The organism is Streptomyces sp. NPDC017991, assembly GCF_044328075.1.
In the GTDB taxonomy this organism is placed as follows: domain Bacteria; phylum Actinomycetota; class Actinomycetes; order Streptomycetales; family Streptomycetaceae; genus Streptomyces.
Genome location: NZ_JBIRGP010000008.1, coordinates 91,591 through 112,510 on the forward strand (window position 1 = coordinate 91,591; position 20,920 = coordinate 112,510).

Annotated in this window: 15 protein-coding genes and 1 pseudogene; 8 read left to right on the forward strand and 8 right to left on the reverse strand. The window is 69.9% G+C overall.

The window, feature by feature from the left end; genetic code table 11:
* Positions 1 to 28 precede the first annotated feature (28 nt).
* The 3 genes from ACH4DZ_RS23620 to ACH4DZ_RS23630 all read left to right on the forward strand — a co-directional run bounded on the left by ACH4DZ_RS23620 (position 29) and on the right by ACH4DZ_RS23630 (position 5,800).
* Entirely contained in the window at positions 29 to 3,004 is a 2,976-nt protein-coding gene (locus tag ACH4DZ_RS23620) for an SNF2-related protein (protein ID WP_398289279.1), read from the forward strand.
* Positions 3,001 to 4,269 (forward strand): SWF or SNF family helicase, encoded by a 1,269-nt coding sequence (locus tag ACH4DZ_RS23625; protein WP_398289280.1) that lies wholly within the window; start codon positions 3,001 to 3,003, stop codon positions 4,267 to 4,269. Before ACH4DZ_RS23620 ends, ACH4DZ_RS23625 begins: the two co-directional genes overlap by 4 nt.
* A 190-nt stretch (positions 4,270 to 4,459) precedes the next feature.
* Positions 4,460 to 5,800, forward strand: a complete 1,341-nt coding sequence (locus ACH4DZ_RS23630) for an esterase-like activity of phytase family protein (protein WP_398289281.1) — start codon at positions 4,460 to 4,462, stop codon at positions 5,798 to 5,800.
* 78 nt (positions 5,801 to 5,878) lie between these two features.
* Here the strand turns inward: ACH4DZ_RS23630 and ACH4DZ_RS23635 are convergent, their stop codons facing one another.
* Both ACH4DZ_RS23635 and xylA read right to left on the reverse strand, forming a co-directional pair.
* Complete coding sequence (locus ACH4DZ_RS23635; protein ID WP_398289282.1) at positions 5,879 to 6,421, reverse strand: hypothetical protein; 543 nt, start codon at positions 6,419 to 6,421, stop codon at positions 5,879 to 5,881.
* Positions 6,422 to 6,872: 451 nt separating this feature from the next.
* Complete coding sequence (xylA, locus tag ACH4DZ_RS23640; RefSeq protein ID WP_398289283.1) at positions 6,873 to 8,039, reverse strand: xylose isomerase; 1,167 nt, start codon at positions 8,037 to 8,039, stop codon at positions 6,873 to 6,875.
* A gap of 189 nt (positions 8,040 to 8,228) precedes the next feature.
* On the opposite strand from xylA, the gene xylB reads away from it, so the two are divergent.
* The 5 genes from xylB (at position 8,229) to ACH4DZ_RS23665 (ending at position 15,062) form a co-directional block, all read left to right on the forward strand.
* Positions 8,229 to 9,674 (forward strand): xylulokinase, encoded by a 1,446-nt coding sequence (xylB, locus tag ACH4DZ_RS23645; protein ID WP_398289284.1) that lies wholly within the window; start codon positions 8,229 to 8,231, stop codon positions 9,672 to 9,674.
* Positions 9,675 to 9,781: 107 nt separating this feature from the next.
* Positions 9,782 to 10,990 carry an ROK family protein gene (locus ACH4DZ_RS23650; protein ID WP_398289285.1) on the forward strand — a complete coding sequence of 403 codons (1,209 nt, stop codon included), beginning with the start codon at positions 9,782 to 9,784 and terminating at the stop codon, positions 10,988 to 10,990.
* 394 nt (positions 10,991 to 11,384) lie between these two features.
* Complete coding sequence (locus ACH4DZ_RS23655; RefSeq protein ID WP_398289286.1) at positions 11,385 to 11,996, forward strand: N-acetylmuramoyl-L-alanine amidase; 612 nt, start codon at positions 11,385 to 11,387, stop codon at positions 11,994 to 11,996.
* A 166-nt stretch (positions 11,997 to 12,162) separates the two neighbouring features.
* Positions 12,163 to 13,431, forward strand: coding sequence for a GAF domain-containing protein (locus ACH4DZ_RS23660; RefSeq protein WP_398289287.1), 1,269 nt, complete (start codon positions 12,163 to 12,165; stop codon positions 13,429 to 13,431).
* Between the two features lie 107 nt (positions 13,432 to 13,538).
* A complete protein-coding gene (locus tag ACH4DZ_RS23665) occupies positions 13,539 to 15,062 on the forward strand; it encodes an aldehyde dehydrogenase family protein (RefSeq protein WP_398289288.1) in 1,524 nt (507 codons plus the stop codon).
* Between the two features lie 60 nt (positions 15,063 to 15,122).
* Here the strand turns inward: ACH4DZ_RS23665 and ACH4DZ_RS23670 are convergent.
* From ACH4DZ_RS23670 to ACH4DZ_RS23695, 6 genes and pseudogenes are all read right to left on the reverse strand, one after another.
* Positions 15,123 to 15,626, reverse strand: a pseudogene (locus tag ACH4DZ_RS23670) (transposase family protein); the annotation flags it as partial.
* Positions 15,627 to 15,750: 124 nt separating this feature from the next.
* Positions 15,751 to 15,981 (reverse strand): hypothetical protein, encoded by a 231-nt coding sequence (locus tag ACH4DZ_RS23675; protein WP_398289289.1) that lies wholly within the window; start codon positions 15,979 to 15,981, stop codon positions 15,751 to 15,753.
* 96 nt (positions 15,982 to 16,077) lie between these two features.
* The gene (locus tag ACH4DZ_RS23680) at positions 16,078 to 17,109 is read right to left on the reverse strand and encodes an NADPH:quinone reductase (protein WP_398289290.1); all 1,032 of its coding nucleotides are present in this window, start codon (positions 17,107 to 17,109) and stop codon (positions 16,078 to 16,080) included.
* 326 nt (positions 17,110 to 17,435) lie between these two features.
* Positions 17,436 to 18,233, reverse strand: coding sequence for an SDR family oxidoreductase (locus tag ACH4DZ_RS23685; protein ID WP_398289291.1), 798 nt, complete (start codon positions 18,231 to 18,233; stop codon positions 17,436 to 17,438).
* Positions 18,233 to 19,114 (reverse strand): amidohydrolase family protein, encoded by an 882-nt coding sequence (locus tag ACH4DZ_RS23690; protein WP_398289292.1) that lies wholly within the window; start codon positions 19,112 to 19,114, stop codon positions 18,233 to 18,235. The genes ACH4DZ_RS23685 and ACH4DZ_RS23690 overlap by 1 nt, the downstream gene beginning before the upstream one ends.
* The gene (locus ACH4DZ_RS23695; protein WP_398289293.1) at positions 19,111 to 20,784 is read right to left on the reverse strand and encodes a class I adenylate-forming enzyme family protein; all 1,674 of its coding nucleotides are present in this window, start codon (positions 20,782 to 20,784) and stop codon (positions 19,111 to 19,113) included. Before ACH4DZ_RS23695 ends, ACH4DZ_RS23690 begins: the two co-directional genes overlap by 4 nt.
* Between the last annotated feature and the right edge of the window lie 136 nt (positions 20,785 to 20,920).

The window sequence follows — 20,920 nt, forward strand, 5'->3', positions numbered from 1 at the left end:
GTCAAAATTGAGGAACACGCTCATCCCTGTGCAGAGGATTCCTGCCCCCACCCCCTCCGAAATCGCCGAACTGGCACGCTGCTGCGCTGTCTTCGTCCCCGCCGACCCCGCCCGCACGGGCAGCGTCGCCTTCTGGCTGCCCGACGGCGAGGAGCCTCCGGCCATCGGTTCCGGCACTGATCACGGATCCGGCTTCGCTTACGGATCCGACTCCGCTCACGGGTCCGATCCCGACTCCGACTCCGACTCCGACTCCGGCTTCGGCTCCGGCTCCTATTCCGGCTTCGGTCGCGGCTCCGTGGAGGAGCTGTCCGTCGCCCTTCCCTGCGAGGGCGGGGTCGAGTTGGTGAGGGTGCCGGCCGTCGTCCTGCCGGTGCGGCTGGCGCTCCCGGTCCTCACGCGCGCGCGTGCCGCCGCGGGGACCCACGGTTCGACCGCCTTCTGGGGTGCCGCGGCCGTACTGGCGCTGCAATTCGCCGCGCGCGGCCTGCTGTTGCCCGGCCTGAGCTCCGGTGACCACGACGCGTGGCGCGCGGGCCCCCTGGGCTCGCGGGACCTGGAGCGGATCCGTGAGCTGGCCGCCGCGATGCCGCCGCACGCCCACGCGGTGCCCGTCGAGGAGACCGAACCGCTGCGACTGCCCGATCCGGAGTGGCTGCTGCGCGCCTTCCTCGACGCCGTCGCCGACACCCTCCCCCGCTCCCCCGCGGCGGCACTCGCCGCAGGCGGCCCGGCTTTCGCCGCCACCGAACCGCAGCATGTGCCCGAGCATCGCGCGTGGGCGGCCGATGTCGCGGCGGGCCACGACGCCGGCGTACGGATCTCGCTGCGCGTCGAGGTACCGGGCCTCGCGTCGGCCGTGTCGGACGAGAACCGGTTGCCGTTCCGTGCGGTGCTGCAACTGCACAGTGTCAGCGATCCTGCCCTGCTGGCGGACGCGGCCGAGGTGTGGAGCGGGTCCAGTCCGGCCTTCGGCCCGCGCGCGCGGATGGACGCCCTGCTCGCGCTGCGCCGCGCCGCCCGGGCCTGGGCGCCACTCGCACCCCTGCTGTCGGCGACCGTGCCCGACTCGATCGAACTCGCCGACGAGGAGGTCACCGAACTTCTGGGCGAGGGGGCACGATCGCTCACCGCCGCCGGCGTGGAGGTGCACTGGCCCAGGGAACTGGCGCACAAGCTGACAGCCCGCGCGGTCATCGGCCCCCCGGACGACGAGCAGGCCGGTGGCGGACCGGCCTCGGACACGCCCTCTTTCCTGTCGGCCGACGCGCTTCTGACGTTCTCCTGGTGGTTCGCACTGGGTGACCAGCGGTTGACGCGCCAGGAACTGGACCAGCTCGCCGAGGCGAACCGCCCCATGGTGCGGCTGCGTGACCAGTGGGTCCTCGTCGATCCGCAAGAGGTACGCCGCGCCCATACCCAGCAGGACCGCAAACTGACGCCCGTCGACGCGCTGAGCGCCGTTCTCACGGGTTCCACGGAGGTCGACGGCCGCAAGGTCGACGTACGGCCCACGGGGTGGCTGGCGACGCTGCGGGACCATTTGTCGGACCCGGAGGGGCAGGAGCCGGTCGGACAGCCGCCCGCGCTGGCCGCGACCCTGCGCGACTACCAGCTCCGCGGGCTCAACTGGCTGGCCCGGATGACGTCGTTGGGGCTGGGGGGCTGTCTGGCGGACGACATGGGCCTCGGCAAGACGATCACGCTCATCGCGCTGCATCTGCACCGGCAGACCGACGAGTCGGCGGCGGGCCCCACACTCGTCGTCTGCCCGACGTCCCTCATGGGCAACTGGCAGCGCGAGATCGAGAGGTTCGCCCCCGGCACGCCCGTCCGCCGCTTCCACGGGGCCCGGCGGAGCCTGGAGGACCTGGCCGACGGCGAGTTCGTCCTCACGACCTACGGCACCATGCGCCTCGACTCGGCCCGCCTGGCGGACGCTTCCTGGGGCATGGTCGTCGCGGACGAGGCACAGCACGTGAAGAACCCGTACTCGGACACGGCCCGGCAACTGCGGAAGATCGACGCACGCGCGCGTGTGGCGCTCACCGGCACCCCGGTGGAGAACAACCTCTCCGAACTTTGGGCGATCCTCGACTGGACGACACCGGGTCTGCTGGGCAGGCTCGGCACGTTCCGCAACCAGTACGCGAAGGCCGTCGAGGGAGGGCAGGATCCTGGGGCGGCGGACCGGCTCTCCCAGCTCGTGCGGCCGTTCCTCCTGCGTCGCCGCAAATCCGATCCCGGCATCGCGCCGGAGCTCCCGCCGAAGACGGAGACCGACCGGGCCGTGTCCCTCTCCAAGGAACAGGCGGGTCTGTACGAGGCCGTGGTCCGCGAGACCCTCGCGGAGATCGCGGGCGCCGACAGCATGGCGCGGCGCGGACTGATCGTGAAGCTGCTCACCGGGCTGAAGCAGATCTGCAACCACCCCGCGCAGTACCTCAAGGAGGACCGGCCGAAGATCGCCGGGCGCTCCGGAAAGCTGGAGCTGCTGGACGAACTGCTCGACACCATCCTCTCCGAGGGGGCATGCGTTCTGGTCTTCACGCAGTACGTGCGTATGGCCCGCCTGATCGAGCGCCATCTGAACGCGCGCGGTGTGCACTCGCAGTTCCTGCACGGAGGTACACCCGTTCCTGAGCGCGAGGCCATGGTCGAGCGCTTCCAGGAGGGCGAAGTGCCCGTCTTCCTGTTGTCGTTGAAGGCAGCGGGCACGGGCCTGAACCTGACGCGGGCCGAGCATGTCGTGCACTACGACCGCTGGTGGAACCCGGCCGTCGAGGCCCAGGCCACCGACCGCGCGTACCGCATCGGCCAGACGCGGCCGGTGCAGGTGCACCGGTTGATCGCCGAGGGGACGATCGAGGACCGCATCGCGGACATGCTGGTGCGCAAGCGGGAGTTGGCGGACGCGGTGCTCGGATCCGGGGAGTCGGCCCTCACCGAACTCACCGACGCGCAACTGGCCGACCTGGTGGAACTGCGAGGAGGCGCCCGATGAGCGATCCGTACGAGAACACTCCGGAGCGCGTTTTCGCCGCCCTGCCGCCCGCGCAGGGCCAGGGCTTCGCCCGGAGCTGGTGGGGACAGGCCTGGCTCAAGGCGCTGGAGGACGCCACGCTGGACCTGAAGCAGCTGAAGACGGGCCGTCGGCTCGCGCGCGCGGGAGCCGTGGGCGCCGTGTCGGTCCGCCCCGGGCGCGTCACCGCGGTGGTCAACGACCGGGACCACACGGCTCATCGCGCGGACGTCCTGCTCCAGGAGCTGTCCGAGGAGCAGTGGGACCGGTTCCTGGGCATGGCGGTCGAACGGGCGGGGCACATCGCGGCACTGCTCGACCGCGAGATGCCGCCGCATCTGGTCGAGGACGCGGCGACCGCCGGGGTCGAACTCCTGCCGGGGCTGGGCGATCTGGAGGCGGAGTGCGACTGTGACGCGTGGGACCACTGCGGTCACACCGCCGCGCTCTGCTACCAGGTGGCGCGACTGCTGGACCAGGATCCTTTCGTGCTGCTTCTCCTGCGCGGGCGCGGTGAGCGAGAACTGCTCGACGAGTTGCAGCTGCGCAGCGTCCCCCAGGCCGGGACCGTCGCGGTGCGACAGGAGACGTACGCGGGCGTGGACGCCGCCGAGGCCTACGCCGGGGGGGAGATCCTGCCGCCGCTGCCCGAGCCGCCCGCCGTGCCCGCGGAACCGGGCCAGCCGCCGTCGCTGGACACGGAGACCGATCCCGCGCCCGGGGTCGATCCGTCCGCCCTGGAGTTCCTGGCGGCGCAGGCCGCCCGTGAGGCGCACCGGCTGCTCGTCGACGCGCTCAGGGCGGGCCACGAACAGCGCCCCGCGGAGGCCGGACTGACGCCTGCGCAGGATGCCGTACGGCTGGCCTCGGGCAGGCCCGAGGTCTCGGTGGCCACTCGGCTCGCGGAAGGGTCGGGGCGCGACCGCGAAAGCCTGGCGCTCGCGGTTCGCTCCTGGGACTACGGGGGTGCGTCCGCACTCGACGTACTTGAGACGGACCGGCCGGCGGAGGGGGAAACGCTCGCACGCGCGCGTGCGGCCCTGGAGTCGGCCTGGGAGGAGCACGAACGGCCCGTCCTGCGCGCGTCCCGCGGCCGCTGGACCGTCGTCGGCGGACAGACCCAGCTCCGGCTGGGGCCGGACGGCCGCTGGTGGCCCTACCGCAAGGAACGGGGCCGCTGGGCTCCCGTCGGCCCGGCCTCCCAGGACCCGGCGACGGCACTGGCCCTGGCCGACGGGCGGGAGTGACACCAGACCGACGGACGGGAGGGGCACCGGGTCGCGGGACGGCGGGGCACAGGTCCGCGGGACAGGCAGGACCTGGCCCACGTCCACCGGATGAGCGCTGGACGCCCGGCGTTCATCCAGCGGACGTACGGCGTTCGGTGCGAGGGCGAAATCTGGCGACAGTCATCGAACTTGTGCACCAGGAGGCCCCATGTCCCCGTACGCCGCAGGCCGGCGCCGTGTCCACCGTTCCGTCGCCACGGGCGTGCCGCTCGCCGTGCTGGCCGCTCTCGTGGTGGCGGGTCCCGCGGTCGGCGCGCCCTCGGGGGACGCGCGGGTCACGGGCTCCGCGACGCTCGGCGACATCCCTCTCGGGGCGTTCAGCAACGGGCTGCTGACGGGCACCGTGGCCGAGGACCGGGGTGTGGACCTCGGTGGCATCGGGAGCGACATCTACCCGGCAGGCCGCAAGGGAGAGTTCTGGACCGTCACCGACCGTGGCCCCAACGGCCAGATCAAGGTGGACGGCGTGAAGCGCCGTACGTTTCCCGTGCCCGGCTTCGACCCGGCGATCGTGAAGATCCGGGTGTCCGGTGACTCGGTGAAGATACTGGACGCGATTGCGATCACCACCGGTTCGGGCAAGCCCGTCACCGGCCTGCCCAATCAGAAGGTACGCGACGAGGCTCCGTACTCCTACGACGCGAAGACCCCGCTCTCGTACGACCCGAACGGTCTGGACACCGAAGGGATCGTGCGCTCCAAGGACGGTAGTTTCTGGCTCGTCGACGAGTACGGGCCCTCGTTGGTCCACGTCTCCGCGCGCGGGAAGGTACTCACCCGGTACGTCCCGAAGGGGCTGAACCTGACCGGCGCGGGCTATCCGGTGGTCGAGGCGCTGCCCGCGGTCCTGCTGCACCGGAAGATCAACCGCGGCTTCGAAGGGCTCGCCCAGCTCCCGGACGGCGACCTGGTGCTGGCCGTGCAGAGCCCGCTGTCCCTGCCGGACACGGATGCGGGCGATGAGTCCTTGACCGCGCGTCTGCTGCGCTTCTCACCGAAGAAGCGGGCCGTCACCGCCGAGTACGCGTACCGGTTCGACCCGGTGGGCACGGTCGATCCGGGTGAGGACGACACCTCCGAGCTGAAGATCTCGTCCGTGGTGGCCGTGGGCCGCGACGAGCTGCTGGTGGAGGAGCGCACCGACAAGGCCGCCCGGCTGCAGGTGGTGAAGCTGAGCCACGGTGCCGACATCCTCGGGGACAAGTGGGACGACAGCACGACGTCGCCCTCCCTGGAGCAGTTGGAGGATCCCGCCGCAGCCGGTGTTCCCGTGCTGCGCAAGCGCCTTGTCGTCGACCTCGGAAAGGTGAACGGGGTACCCGGGAAGATCGAGGGCGTCGCGCGCGTGGACCGTGACACGCTCGCGCTGATCAACGACAACGACTTCGGGATGACGGACGGGACAGAGGCCTTCGACGCCCAGGGACGCCTGGTGGACAGCGGGATCGAGACCACTGTGACGTACGTACGCCTGCCGCGCGGGATCTGAACGGACGGCTTCGCTCGGCGTTTTCGCCCTCCACGCGTGCGTGAAGCACTCCGGACCGACTCCTGCCGCGCGCGTGGCTCACCTCAGCGGCTTGGTGAGCTTGCGGTTCCCCTCGGCTCCGTCGGCGGCCAGGCTGCACGCGACATTGTCGATGCCGACCTCGAAGCCCGCAGGGTCGGGGTACTGCACCAGCGTGCCGCGGACGGTGCCGGCGGGCTGCTTGGCCGCCTTGCTGTCCAAGGCGTCCCGGCAGAGGCCCGATGCCGCCTTCTTGAGGGCGGCATCGGTCGTGTACGCGCCTTCCAGTTCGGCCACCGTCACGACCTCGGCGTCGTGCTTCTGGTCGCACGGACGCTTCACCGCCTGGCCCGGCCGACCGCCGTCGATGTCGAAGCAGTCACCGGCCCGCAGCATGTAGTACGGCACCTCATCGCTCGCGAGGGACGGGAGGAGCGACTCCACACCGCTGGGCAGCTCGGACGGCACACCGGAGGGCAGGGAGGACGGCAGCTCGCTCGGGAGCCGCGACGGAACACTCAGCGAGGGCGACGGCGACCGGTCCTTGGTGGAGCTGCGCTCCGTCGGCGGCTTCTTGTCCGACGAGCCGTCATCACTGGTCATTACCAGGGCCACCGCGGACACCGCGCCGATCCCCAGGATCACGGCCAGCAGGAACAGGAGCGTCCTGCGGCGCCCACCGGAGCCGCCCGGCGGTCCGGGTGGCGGCGAAGACGGGGGAGGCTGCTGACGGCCTCCCCCTCCCCCGCCGTTCCACGGCGGACCACCACCTCCGGGGGGCGGTCCGTAACCGTCAGGAGGAGGGCCGAAGCCGCCGGGCGGGGGCGCGTACCCGCCACCACGGTAGGGCGGCGTGTTGTCCGGCGGCCGAGGAGGCTCGGGCGGTAAGGGCGGCGTGGCCATACCATCAAGAGTCGCCTCGAACCGGTCACGAAGCGACCCCTGCGCGGAACTTCATGCGGAACTTACTGCGTAACTTGTCACGGACGCATGGCGTGGACCGCATGTTTCCGGACGCTTCCGCGCAGAGGTCGTTCGTCGGCCCGGTACGCGGTCAGCCACGAGCCCCCAGCAAGTGGTCCATGGCCAGCTGGTCGAGACGCTCGAACGCCATACCGCGCGCGGCGGCCGCCTCGGCGTCGAAGCCCTCGAAGGAGGCACGGTCCGCGAGCAGCGCCTGGAGGCCGTCCGAGGCGGTGGGCTGCGCCAGTTCGTCCAGGCGCGAGACCCGCAGGGCTTCCTGGACCTCGGGGTCGGCCCGGAAGGCTGCGGTCCGCTCCTTCAGGATCAGGTAGTTGCGCATGCAGCCCGCGGCCGAGTCCCACACGCCGTCGTAGTCCTCGGTCCGCGGCGGCTTGAAGTCGAAGTGCCTCGGGCCCGCGTAACCGGCCGTCTCCAGGAGGTCGACCAGCCAGAAGGCGGAGCGCAGATCGCCCGCTCCGAAACGCAGGTCCTGGTCGTACTTGATGCCGGACTGGCCGTTGAGGTCGATGTGGAAGAGCTTGCCCGCCCACAGGGCCTGGGCGATGCCGTGCGTGAAGTTCAGCCCGGCCATCTGCTCGTGGCCCACTTCGGGGTTGACGCCGTACAGCTCCGGCCGCTCCAGGCGCTCGATGAAGGCCAGCGCGTGACCGACCGTCGGCAGGAGGATGTCGCCGCGGGGCTCGTTCGGCTTGGGCTCGATCGCGAAGCGCAGATCGTAGCCCTGGGAGGTCACGTACTCACCGAGGAGGTCGAAAGCCTCCTTCATGCGGTCCAGTGCGACCCGTACGTCCTTCGCGGCGCCGGACTCGGCGCCCTCACGGCCGCCCCACGCCACATAGATCTGGGCGCCCAGCTCGACCGCCAGGTCGATGTTGCGGATCGTCTTGCGCAGCGCGTAGCGGCGCACGTCCCGGTCGTTGGCGGTGAAGGCGCCGTCCTTGAAGACGGGGTGCGTGAAGAGATTCGTGGTGGCCATCGGCACGGTCATACCGGTCGTGTCGAGAGCCTGCCGGAAGCGCTTGATGTGCGATTCGCGCTCGGTCTCCGAGGACCCGAAGGGGATCAGGTCGTCGTCGTGGAAGGTCACTCCGTGGGCGCCGAGTTCCGACAGGCGCTGCACCGACTCGACCGGGTCGAGGGCGGCCCGGGTGGCGTCGCCGAACGGGTCCCTTCCCTGCCAGCCGACGGTCCACAGGCCGAAGGTGAACCTGTCCTCGGGGGTGGGCTGGTAGTTCATGCCGCGGCTCCTTGCTTGCTCCGACTATTTCGTCATGGCGCTTAACAAATTAGTATGCGGAGGCATCCCTGGGAAGAGACAAGATGTCCCGGAAGAGGGGCAGCGGGCGGAATCCGGGCTGTGCCACCCTGGACAAAACCCGAAAACACCAGGTCAGACCCCGCGGAGCCGCGGAAGAGGGAGAGCTCGATGTCAGCATCCGAGGGTCCGCTCGTCGTTGGCGTGGACACGTCCACCCAATCCACCAAGGTTCTGGTGGTGGACGTGGCCACCGGCAAGGTGGTGGCCAGCGGTCAGGCGCCGCACACCGTGTCCTCCGGGGCGGGCCGCGAGAGCGACCCGCTCCAGTGGTGGGACGCGCTGCGCGAGGCGCTGCGCCAGTGCGGGGACGCGGCCCGTGAAGCCGCGGCCGTCTCCGTCGCCGGCCAGCAGCACGGTCTCGTCACACTCGACGCCCAGGGCGCTCCGGTGCGTCCCGCGCTGCTGTGGAACGACGTGCGGTCGGCTCCGCAGGCCCGCCGTCTCGTGGAGGAGCTGGGCGGGCCGAAGGCGTGGGCCGAGCGCACCGGCAGCGTGCCGGGTCCGTCCATCACCGTCACCAAATGGGCGTGGCTCGCCGAGCACGAGCCCGAGTCCGTCCGCGCCACCGCGTCCGTGCGCCTGCCCCACGACTACCTCACCGAGCTTCTCACCGGGCTGGGCACGACCGACCGGGGCGACGCCTCCGGTACGGGCTGGTGGGCGTCCGGGACGGAGGCGTACGACGAGGAGGTCCTCGGCCACGTGGGGCTCGACCCTGCCCTGCTGCCCCGGGTGGTCCGGCCCGGCGAGGTCGCCGGAACCGTCCGCGACTCCGCCGATCTGCCCTTCTCGAAGGGCACGCTGGTCGCTCCCGGCACCGGTGACAACGCCGCCGCCGCGCTGGGCCTGGGGCTGCGCCCGGGCACCGCGGTGCTCAGCCTCGGCACGTCCGGCACCGTGTACGCGGTGTCGACCCGGCGGCCCGCCGACCCCACCGGAACCGTGGCGGGTTTCGCCGACGCACGGGGCGACTGGCTGCCGCTGGCCTGCACCCTCAACTGCACCCTCGCCGTGGACCGCGTCGCCGCCCTCCTCGGTATCGACCGCGAGGCCGTCGAGCCCGGTACGAGCGTGACGCTGCTCCCCTACCTGGACGGAGAGCGCACCCCGGCCCTGCCGCACGCCTCGGGCCTGCTGCACGGGCTGCGGCACGACACGACGGCGGGGCAACTGCTCCAGGCCGCGTACGACGGGGCGGTCCACTCGCTGCTCGGCGCTCTCGACCTGGTGCTCGACGAGGACGCGGACCGTTCCGCGCCGCTCCTGCTCATCGGCGGGGGCGCCCGGGGCAGGGCATGGCAGCAGACCGTACGACGGCTTTCGGGGCGTGCTGTTCAGGTGCCCGAAGCCAAGGAACTGGTCGCGCTCGGCGCCGCGGCGCAGGCCGCGGGAGTACTGACCGGCGAGGATCCGGCGGCGGTGGCCCGGCGCTGGAACACGGCACGCGGGCCGGTCCTTGAGGCCGGGGAACGGGACGAGGCGGCGCTCGCGCGGATAGCCGGGGTAATCTCCGACGCGGCCCCGCTGCTGGAGCGGGAGGCCGATCAACGCTGACGGCTTCGCCTCCGGGGAGCGGGGCCGGTTGCCACCGGCTCCCCGGGGCGCCAGCACGGACAGGACAGCCCCCAGGGGACCGGCCGGACGAGGACCGACTCAGGCACATGACCGCACCGCTCCACGAGGCCCACCCCAGTAGTCCCGGCCGACGGCTGCCCGATACGCAACAGGGCATGCGCCGCCGCAACCTCTCACGGGTACTGCACACCGTGAACGCCGACGGGCCGCTCTCCCGCGCCGCCGTCGCCTCGCGCATCGGCCTGACGCGGGCGGCCGTCTCGACCCTCGTGGACGAGCTGATCCGTTCCGGGCTCCTCGACGAGCTGGGCCCCGAGCGGCCGGGGAGGGTGGGGCGGCCCGGTTCGGCGCTGGCCCTGAGCGGACGCGGCCCGGCGGGGATCGGTGCGGAGATCGGCGTCGACCACCTCGCCGTGTGCGCGGTCGATCTGCGTGGCAAGGTGCGTGCGCGGGTCGTGCGGCACTGCACCAACCGCGGCCGTGCGCCCGAACCCGTGCTGAGTGAACTGACCGTGCTGGTACGCCGGATCGTCGCCGAGGCCGACCAGGAGGGGCTGTGGCCTGCAGGTCTCGCCGTCGCCGTGCCCGGTCTGGTGGCGCGCGACGCCCGCACCGTGGTGCGCGCCCCGAACCTCGGCTGGCTCGACACGGACCTCGCACCCCTGCTGCCGGACGTACTGCCGCTGACTGTCGACAACGAGGCGAACTTCGGCGGGCTGGCCGAACTCTGGCTCAACGAGGACGCACCGCGCGACTTTCTGCACGTCTCAGCGGAGATCGGCATCGGCGGAGCCGTGGTCGTGGACGGGCGGCTGCTGCGCGGGACGCGTGGCTTCGCGGGCGAGTTGGGGCATGTGCCGGTGCGGCCCGAGGGACCCGCGTGCGCGTGCGGCGGGCGCGGCTGTCTGGAGCAGTACGCCGGTGAGGAGGCCGTGCTGCGCGCGGCCGGCCTGGAACCGGGCGAGGACCGGGTCGGGCTGCTGGCCGAGCACGCCGCGGGAGGCGACAAGAACGTACGGCGGGCCCTGCGCGACGCCGGTACCGCGCTGGGCATCGCGCTGACGGGCGCGGTCAATCTGCTGGACCCGCAGGCCGTCGTGCTGGGCGGGGCACTGTCCGGGCTGGCGCCCTGGTTGCTGCCCTCGCTGGAGCGGGAGCTGGCCCGCAGGACGGCGGGTCCCGCCTGCCCGGTGTCGATCTCCCGACTCGGCCCGGAGGGCCCGCTGCTGGGCGCCGCGCACTCCGTCGTGCGGGCTGTGCTCGACGATCCGGCGGCGGTGGGGCGCGGGGCGTAGGCGCCCCCACAAGCGGACGACGAGCGACAAGTGGGCGAGAAGCCGACGTTACTGTAATCACCCTTCCGGGTGGCCGAGTTGTCCACAGTCACAGTGCTGTCCACGGACCCGGGCGGGCCTCTCCTCCCCAACCGGCAAGACCCGTACCGTGTTTCACGTGAGGACGCGCGACTACGGGTCTCCGCACGAAACCGGCGCAGCCCTGGCTCGTTGAGCCCTGTCCCCACGGCTTGAACAGCATCCGCCGTCTTGACCGCATCCACCGTCTGAACCGCATCCACCGTCTGAACCGCATCCGACGTCCGAACCGCAGCCGCCGTCCGTTCCAACCGCCGTCCCGAGGCTCGTGCGTGTCCCGCCCCGCCGAGCACATCGTCCCTCCGAGAGGAAACCTGTGGACCGAGCCACGTACCTGCCAGCCACCCTGCCCAGCCGGCGGCGCCTGCTCCAGAGTGCGGCCCTCGCCACGCTCTCCACCGCACTGCTCCCCACCATGCGGGCGGGCGCGGCGCCGCGGGGCCTCGACTACCCGCAGTCCGAGTGGTCCCCGGCGAGCACGTCCAACTACACGGTGGCCAACCGTCCGACGAGCCACCCCGTCGACTTCGTCGTCATCCACGTGACCCAGGCGACGTACTCGGACACCCTCGCCATCTTCCAGAACCCGAAGAAGCAGGTGTCCGCGCACTATGTCGTCAGGTCCGCCGACGGCCACATCGCTCAGATGGTGCGCGAACGCGACATCGCCTGGCACGCGGGGAACTGGGACTACAACACGCGCAGCATCGGGATCGAGCACGAAGGCTGGGTGGACAAGCCGGAGTACTTCACCAACGCCCTGTACGAGGAGTCGGCGAGACTCACCGCGGCGATCTGCACCAAGTACGCGATCCCCAAGGACCGCTCACACATCCTCGCGCACTACGAGGTACCGGGCAGCGACCACACCGACCCGGGCCCGCACTGGGACTGGACGCGCTACATCAGACTCGTCAACTTCGCCTGAGGGAAGGGAGACGTGCACGAGTGGAGCCTGCATGTAAATGTGCACGTGAACGTTGGCGTGGGCGTGGGCGTTCGGACGGACCGCGACGCTTGTCCGTGTCCGCCGCCCGAGTGACGATGTCACCAGCCGCGTCACGTCCAGTCCCATCGCTTTACGGGAGGCCGGGTTGACCGATCCATGGGTGGCCCTGAGTCCGGGCGCCGACCCTGTCGAGCGGGTTCGCGTGTTGCGCCGCGCCCACGAGACGTTCACCGAGGCGGGTACGGTCTCGCGACCGGTGCGGTCCGTGGTCGCCGACTCGTGGCGGCGTTCGGCACGGGCCGGCGTCGGACCGGACGGCTCCGCGCGTGTGGACCTCACCGACGGAGACCTCGGGTCGTATCGGGCCGAGCACCCGTTGGCGGCGGTGATGCCGCTGTTCCGTGAACTCATGGGCACGTTCGCGTCGGACGGCGAGCACCTCCTCGCGGTCTGCGACGCGCAGGGCAGACTCCTGTGGGTGGAGGGCCATCCCGGCACCCGGCAGAAGGCGGACGGTATGAACTTCGTACCAGGTGCGCGGTGGGCGGAGTCCGCCATGGGCACGAACGCCCCGGGTACGGCGGTCGCGCTCGACCGGCCGGTGCAGGTGTTCGCGGCGGAGCACTTCACCCGGCGCGTCCAGCTGTGGACGTGCGCGGCGGCTCCGGTGCACGATCCGCGCACGGGACGGCTGCTCGGCGCCGTCGACATCACCGGCGGGGACGGGCTGGCGCATCCGCACAGCCTGGGGTTCGTGCAGGCCGTCGCGCGCGCCGCCGAGTCCCAGCTGGCGCTGCTCACCCCGGTACCGGTCGCCACCGACGCCCTGCAACTGACCGCTCTGGGCCGGGACGAGGCCCTCCTCGTGACGGGCGGCCGCAAACTGCGCCTGAGCCGCCGGCACAGCGAGCTCCTGGTGCTGCTGTCCCGGCATCCGGACGGCCTGACGGGCGACGAGCTGCTGTGCGCCCTGTACGAGGACGAGTCGGTGACACCGGTGACGCTCCGCGCGGAACTGGCCCGCCTGCGTCGGCTGCTCGGGGCCGGGGTCCTCGGTTCACGGCCCTACCGGCTCGCCGTTCCGGTCGAGTCCGATGTCGCGGTCGTGGAGCGCAGACTCACCGTCGGCGCGATCACGGCGGCTGCGGCGGCGTACGCCGGTCCGTTGCTACCCGGTTCCCAGGCCCCGGCGGTGGTGCGGCTGCGCCGACGGCTCGCGGACGGACTGCGCGCGGCCCTCGTCTCCGGTGGTGACCCCGACCTGCTGGCGTGCTGGGCCCGAGCGTCGTGGGGTGAGGACGACCTGGATGTATGGAGGGCGCTTGCCGCCGTCCGCCCGACGGCTCCGATACGGACGCGACTGGCAGAACTGGAGGCGGAGCAGTCCGCGTACCCGTGGCGGGCACGGCACTGACGATCACGACCAGGTCAGCCACGCAACGTATCTGCAACCTCCCCGTCCCTACGCTCGCCGCGAGAGCTGTCCAACGGCAGGCGGCCCTTCCTCGGGAGGCAGAGCACATGACCCGTTACGCGGCGCCCGGCACCGAAGGCGCGATCGTCTCCTACCAGTCGCGGTACGACCACTTCATCGGCGGCGAGTACGTGGAGCCCGCTCGTGGACGGTACTTCGAGAACCCGAGTCCGGTGAACGGGCAGCCGTTCACGGAGATCGCGCGGGGCACGGCCGAGGACGTGGAGCGGGCCCTGGACGCGGCGCACGCCGCCGCACCCGCCTGGGGCCGCACGTCGGTGACCGCGCGGGCCGACATCCTGCTCAAGGTCGCGGACCGGATGGAAACGAACCTGGAGAAGCTCGCGGTCGCGGAGAGCTGGGAGAACGGCAAACCGGTCCGGGAGACCCTGGCCGCCGACATCCCCCTCGCCATCGACCACTTCCGCTACTTCGCGGGGGCGATCCGTGCGCAGGAGGGGTCACTCGGCGAAATCGACGACGACACGGTGGCGTACCACTTCCATGAGCCGCTGGGCGTCGTGGCGCAGATCATTCCGTGGAACTTCCCGATCCTCATGGCGGTGTGGAAGCTGGCGCCGGCACTCGCGGCGGGCAACGCCGTCGTGATCAAGCCCGCCGAGCAGACCCCGGCGTCCATCCACTACTTGATGAGCCTGATCTCGGACCTGCTGCCGCCGGGCGTCGTGAACATCGTCAACGGCTTCGGTGTCGAGGCGGGCAAGCCGCTGGCGTCCAGCGCGCGGGTGGCGAAGGTCGCGTTCACCGGCGAGACCACGACTGGGCGGCTGATCATGCAGTACGCCTCCGAGAACATCAAACCGGTCACGCTCGAACTGGGCGGCAAGTCGCCGAACATCTTCTTCGACGACGTATGCGCGCGGGACGACGACTTCCGGGACAAGGCGCTCGAAGGTTTCACGATGTTCGCGCTGAACCAGGGCGAGGTGTGCACCTGTCCGTCCCGGGCGCTCGTCCAGCAGGGCCACTACAGCGAGTTCCTCGACGCGGCGGTCGCCCGGACCGAGCTGATCAAGCCCGGTCATCCGCTCGACACCGAGACGATGATCGGCGCTCAGGCCTCCAACGACCAGCTGGAGAAGATCCTCTCCTACCTGGACATCGGCCAGCAGGAAGGCGCCAAGGTACTGACGGGCGGTCACCGTATCGAGTACGACGGCGAGTTGGCGGGCGGGTACTACGTACAGCCGACGATCTTCCAGGGCGACAACAGGATGCGCATCTTCCAGGAAGAGATCTTCGGTCCCGTCGTGTCCGTCACCTCGTTCACGGACTTCGACGACGCCATCGAGCTCGCCAACGACACGCTGTACGGACTCGGTGCCGGCGTGTGGACACGGGACATGAACACGGCGTACCGCGCGGGGCGCGCGATACAGGCGGGCCGGGTGTGGACGAACTGCTACCACGCGTACCCGGCGCACGCGGCGTTCGGCGGCTACAAGCAGTCGGGTATCGGCCGCGAGAACCACAAGATGATGCTGGAGCACTACCAGCAGACGAAGAATCTGCTGGTGTCGTACTCGCCGAAGAAGCTCGGCTTCTTCTAAACGCATGAGGCGCCTGACATGGGCTTTCGCCCGTCAGGCGCCTCTCGCGCAGCCCCCTCCGGGCCGAGCCCGGCTTGCGCAGATCCGGAGGATCTTGTGAGTGCGGGCGGCCGTGAGGTCGTGGGTCCGTCCTGGCAGCGCCGGCGACAGCCACACAATCTCACCCGCTGGGTCCGTGACGGCCTGCACGTTCACTCCGTGCCGCTTGTGTTTCGGGAAGTAGTCGTCCCTGCCGTCGCCGACGCGGTCGCACTCTGCGAGCGTGCCGTCCAGGAGGACGAAGTCCGGGTCGTGTGCGCGCAGTGTCTTCAGCAGGCCCGGCGCCTGCTCGGCGAGCAGAGCGGTGACCGCGGTGACGTAGGCGTGGGCAGTGCCGACGGATATCCCGAAAGCCGCGGCGGTACGGGCGAGGGTGTCGTGGCGGTGCAGGTACACGAGTGCGACCGGCGCACGGCGGTGCGGCGGGAGTTTGCATCGCCGGTCATCCTCGCGGGTGACGATAAGCATGGTGACCCACTCGACCAGGGCGTGGGGCAGGTCGAGTGCGGCAGGATAGGGAAGCAACGGGGCTCCTGTGCTGCTGAGTTGAGACGTCGAACACCTCCCTCAAAGGCACGGGAGCCCTGTCCGTTGCGCACCCCGACTCCACACCGCCCCGTGACCCGATCAGCGGCCACGCTGAAAAGGCTCAGTGACTACATAGGGCTGCGGCCGTGCTGCTGAGGGCTGCGAAGTCGGCGTGCGCGGTCTCGATGGCCTCGGGGTATGCCTGGGTCTTCTCGTGCTCGGCCAGCGCCGGGTAGACGCTGGAGAGGCTGGGGCTGTGCCCCTTGCGGCGGCCGATGGGAATGAGCAGGCCGGGCTGGATGTCCTGGACTGTCTCGCCGTTCGCGCGGCGCCGGAGCATGGCGTGGAGCATGTCGTCGGTGATGACGGGGGGCCTCCGCGGTAGCCCTGGCGGGGTGCGGCGTCTTTCGATGAGTGCCTGTCGCTTGCATCTCGCTGACGTGGAGGACTACGGCCACGCCGTCTCGCACACGTCGATCAGCACCTTGCCGACGGCGCCGCCCTCGACGGCGGCGTGAGCCTCGGACGTCTGCTCGAGCAGGTAGTGATGCACGGGCAGACCGTGCTCCTCGCCGACACCGAAGGCGCCGTCGGCCAGCGCTGCGGTGATGTCCTCGGCTGCCGCGCGCAGTGCCGACCCTCCGACGGTGTAGAGCAGCACCCACTGGAAGCGTGCGTTGGTGGACAACGCCTGCCCCACGCCGAAGGCGACCTCGCTGCCGCCTTCGCTGGCATAGATCGCGATCGTCGCGCGGGGCCGGATCACCTGGAGGTCGAGGCGCAGGTTCTGCGCGGGGGCCACCTCGACGACGATGTCGACACCGTCAGGAGCCAGGTCACGGATGGCCGTGACCGGGTCGCCCTCGCGGTAGTTGACGGTGTGTCGGGCGCCGGCCGCCTTCGCGAGCGTGGCCTTCTCGTCGCTGCTCACCGTGCTGATCACGATGGCGCCGGCCCACCTCGCGAGCTGGATGGCCGCGTTGCCGACCGCGCCGGCTCCCCCCGCGACGAGCACGGTTAGGCCGGCCAGCGTACCCGGGGCGAGCCGCTCGGGGCCGTCCTCGGACGTGGTCAGCGCACGGTGAGCGGTGACGGCGGGGACGCCCAGCGCGGCACCCACGTCGAACGACGAGGTGTCGGGAAGCGTGGTGACGTTGTCGACGGGCAGCACCACCAGCTCCTGCGCCGTGCCCCCTGGACGGGCGTGCTGCGCGAGCATCGTCCAGACCCGATCGCCGACCGCGATGTCGGTGACGCCGGAGCCGACGGCGTCGACCACACCGGCACCGTCCTGGCCGGGCACGATCTCGGGAAAGGTCATCTTGCCAAAACCGCCGGAGCGAAACTTCCAGTCGGTGGGGTTGACCCCGGCGCGGACGATCCGCAGCCGGACCTCGCCCGGCCCGGGGTCCGCGGCCGCCCGCTCGACCAGGTCGAGCACGGAGGAGTTGCCGCTCTGGGTGTAGACGACGGCGCGCATCAGCTGTTGCTCAGTTCCGGGCCGTCGGCGTGGCCCTTGACACGATGCCGCGAGTTGCGTGGTGTTGCCATCGGCTTAGCCTCAATATCGTTCAGTCGGTGGATTTGGATGGTGATGTGCGGGCTGTGTTCGGGTTGGGGCCGACGTGACTGGTGGGAGCGTTTCGCTGCGCATATCAGGACTTTGCGTTTGACGACTCGGGGGTGGGAGCGCTTTCGGCGTGGTGGGTTGAGGTGTTGGGTGAGTCGTCAGATGGCGTGACTCTGCTGACGCCTCACCACGTCGACGAGGACTGAGCCGAGGACCTCAAGGAAACCTGACGGCAGTCACGCCGGGGGGCTTGGCGTGCCGAAGGCCGCCCCGATGAGGGCTCCACCGTCCACTGGCGTCACCGACCCCGTGACGAATCGTGAGTTCGGCGACACGAGCGTCGCAGCCATGTTCGCGAACTCGCGCGGATCCCCGATGCGTCCCAGCGGCACCCTGTTCCCCAGTCGATCCTTGGAGAGCTCCGGCTGCCTGTCGATCATCTTGTCGACGAGCTGTATGTCGAACAGCCCAGCCATCAAGGTGTTGACGCTGATGTTGTGTCGCCCGACTTCGAGGGCCAGTGTCTGGGCGTAGCCGATCACGGCTGACCACACGGTCACTGGGGCTGCCATGTTGACGGCCGGTCGTTGAACGACCGCAGAGACGACGTTGAGGATGCTGCCGCCTTCGGTGGTCATATAGGGCAGCGTGGCTCGCACGGACCTCACCACGTAGTAGAAGTGCCGCTCGAATGCCGTCACCCAGACGTCGTCAGTCAGCTCCGAGATGGGTCGAATGGGCGGCCCACCGTCGTTGGTGACGAGGACGTGCACGGCTTCTCCGAACCGAGCGACCGTCGAAGCCGTGACCCGGCCGATGTCGTCCGCATTCGAACAGTCGGCGGCCAGCCCCAGGACCTTGCCCTCTCCGTGCCTGCGAGAAAGTTCTTCAGCGGCCGCGGCGGCCTTCTCCGCACGTCGTCCGAAGATCGTCACGAAGGCGCCTTCGTTGAGCAATCGATCGGCGATCGCGAAGCCCACCCCGTCGCTTCCGCCGCCGACGATGGCTACCTTGCCTGTCAGCCCAAGGTCCATCAGTTGACTCCGATCGAGGTCAGGAACGATTCGGCATTCCCGTGGAAGACGTCGTCGAGGACGTCCGGCGCGAAGCCCTGCTCCTGCCACTCCCGGACCAACTTTTCATGGCTGAGCATCGGGTAGTCGGCGGCAAAGAACACCTTCTCGCGGAGCCGTTTGCCGATCTCGCGCTTGAGCTCCTCGGGGTAGTAGCGCGGCGACCAACCGTGCAGCTCCATCCAGACGTTGGCCTTGTGCAGCACGATCGCGATCATCTCCGACTGCCACGGCCACGCCACCCGCGCCGCGATCACGTTCAGGTCCGGATAGCGCGCCGCGATCCGGTCGACGTAACGCGGGTGACAGCTCTCGAGCTCGAGGCCCATGCCGCCACGCATCCCGGCGCCGTTCGCTGACATGCCCACGAGCATCAGCACGGGACGGTTGGCCTCGACGCACAGGTTCAGGCACTCCTCCCACTCCGGCTGGTCCGGCGTCCCAGCCGCAGAGAACGGGTGAAGTCCCATCCCGACCAGGCCCGGACCGTCACTGAGGCAACGCTCCAGCTCCCTGACATGGTCGGGCCGTGTCGGATCGATCCCGATCCAGTTGCCGAGCACCACGTCGGAGTGCGCGCGCGTGTAGTCGAATGCGTAGTCGTGCTGGTCCCGCATCGCACCGACGTCCATCTTGTAGGTGTACGCGAGGTCGAGCATCACCTTGGTGTTGGCCTGGCGGAACTGGGCCGCTTGCTCCTCCTCGCTGACGAAGGTCATGTCCCACTTGAAGTAGTCACGTACCGCTTCCCGGGTCTCACTGGTCTCGAAAGGGCTGCCCTTCCAGCCTTGCTCGGTCCCCCAGTGGGAGTGGAAGTCGATCAGACGGGGCGGTGTGGTCATCGTGCTGTTCCTTCGGAGGTGGCCGCTGCCTTGCGTCGTGTCTCGACCTCGTCGGTGAGGTCGCGTTTGAGGACCTTGCCGGTGGGACCGAGGGGGAAGGTGTCGAACAGCTCGAGGTGTTGAGGGAGCTTGTACTTGGCGACCTCGTCCTTCATGAAAGCGATGAGGTCCTCCAGGGTGGGCTCCGCGCCGGGCCGGGGGATGACGCAGGCGCAGGTGTTCTCACCGAAGTAGTCGTCGTGGATGCCGATCACGGCGGCATCGGCGACGTCGGGGTGCCTGACCAGAATCTCCTCGAGCTCTCGGGGCCAGATATTCGCGCCGCCATGGATGATCATGTCCTTGGACCGACCCGAGATGGTGAGCCTGCCGTTGGCGTCGAGGTGACCGCGGTCGCCAGAGCGAAACCAGCCGTCGGTGGTCCAGCTCTCCCTGTTCTTGTCCGGGTTGCGGTAGTAGCCCACGCAGATGGTGGGACCGTTCTTCACGATCTCGCCCTCGATGCCGGTGGGCGCGTTTGCATCGTCGGAATCAAGGACGCGGACCTGCATGAACTCATAGGGCCGACCGACCGTGCCGACCGATTCCCCGTAGGGCTCGTCGGGATCGGTGCACGAAGTGACACCGCTCTCGAGCATGCCGTACAGGTCGATGACCGGGCAGCCCAACTGCTCGTTGGCCTCCCTCAGCACCTCGACCGGTGTGGACGACCCGCCGGTCTGGACGAAGCGCAGCGACGACAGATTCCTGCTGCCGAGGCTCTCGTCCCTCAAGATCGCGAGGAGAGCCGTCGGCGCGGTGAGGAACGACGTCACCTGGTGGCGTTCCACCAGGTCCAGCAGCGCGGTCGGTGAGAACTTCTCCATCAACACGCCTCGAGCCCCGGCGTTCGCCACCTGAACGATGGTGCCGAAACCAGCATTCAAGCCTACGGGGAGGAAAACGAGGAGGGTGGCATCGCCGTCGATGCCCCTCTCCTCGCTTTCACGGCGAGTCATGTAAAGCGTGGTGTTGGCGGTGTGCATCACGGCCTTGGGCTCACCGGTCGTTCCCGAGGTGAACGCGATCCGCATGACGTCGTTGGCGTCGGCAGGCCGATCCGGCGCCGGGTCGGCAGGGTCCAGGTCACGACGAAGCTGGTCCAGGCTGACCCAGGTGTCCTTGTCGAGTGCGGTCGGGGACTCGCCGGTGGTCACCGCCACCGTGTTGACCAACTCCGGAAGCCGGTCGCGGATCCCGTCGATCATCTCGGTGTAGTCAAAACCCCGGAACCGGTCCGGCACCACGATGGTGTGTGCTTCGGAGAACCGGAGGATGAACTCGATCTCACGCGCCCGGTAGTCCGGCGGGAACTGACAGAACACCGCACCCAAGCGGACGACAGCGGCCAGCACGAACACGAATTCGATCCGGTTCGGCAGTTGCACCGCCAGCACATCTCCCCGCCCGACACCCCGCCGGGCCAGACCCGATGCCACCTCGCCACTGATCTGCCACACCTCACCCCAGGTCACCTCCGAGTGATCGTCAACATAGGCGACCTCGTCCGGGAACTGATCAGCGTTGCGCCTGAAGGCATCAGCCAAAGTCTCCTCCGACCAGTAGCCCGCTGCGGTGTACTTCTCAATCAGCTCCGGCGTGAGGAGTGTGTCCTTCCGGGTGATGGCCATGAGGTCTCCTTCGATGGATACCTGTCCATCGACGACCCGAGCGGGCCGCGAGGACACTTACTGACGTCTTTATCATTAAGTAGCTCACGACTATGCCCAGGTGCCGCGCGAGTGTCAAGGCACACGAGGCGAGCCC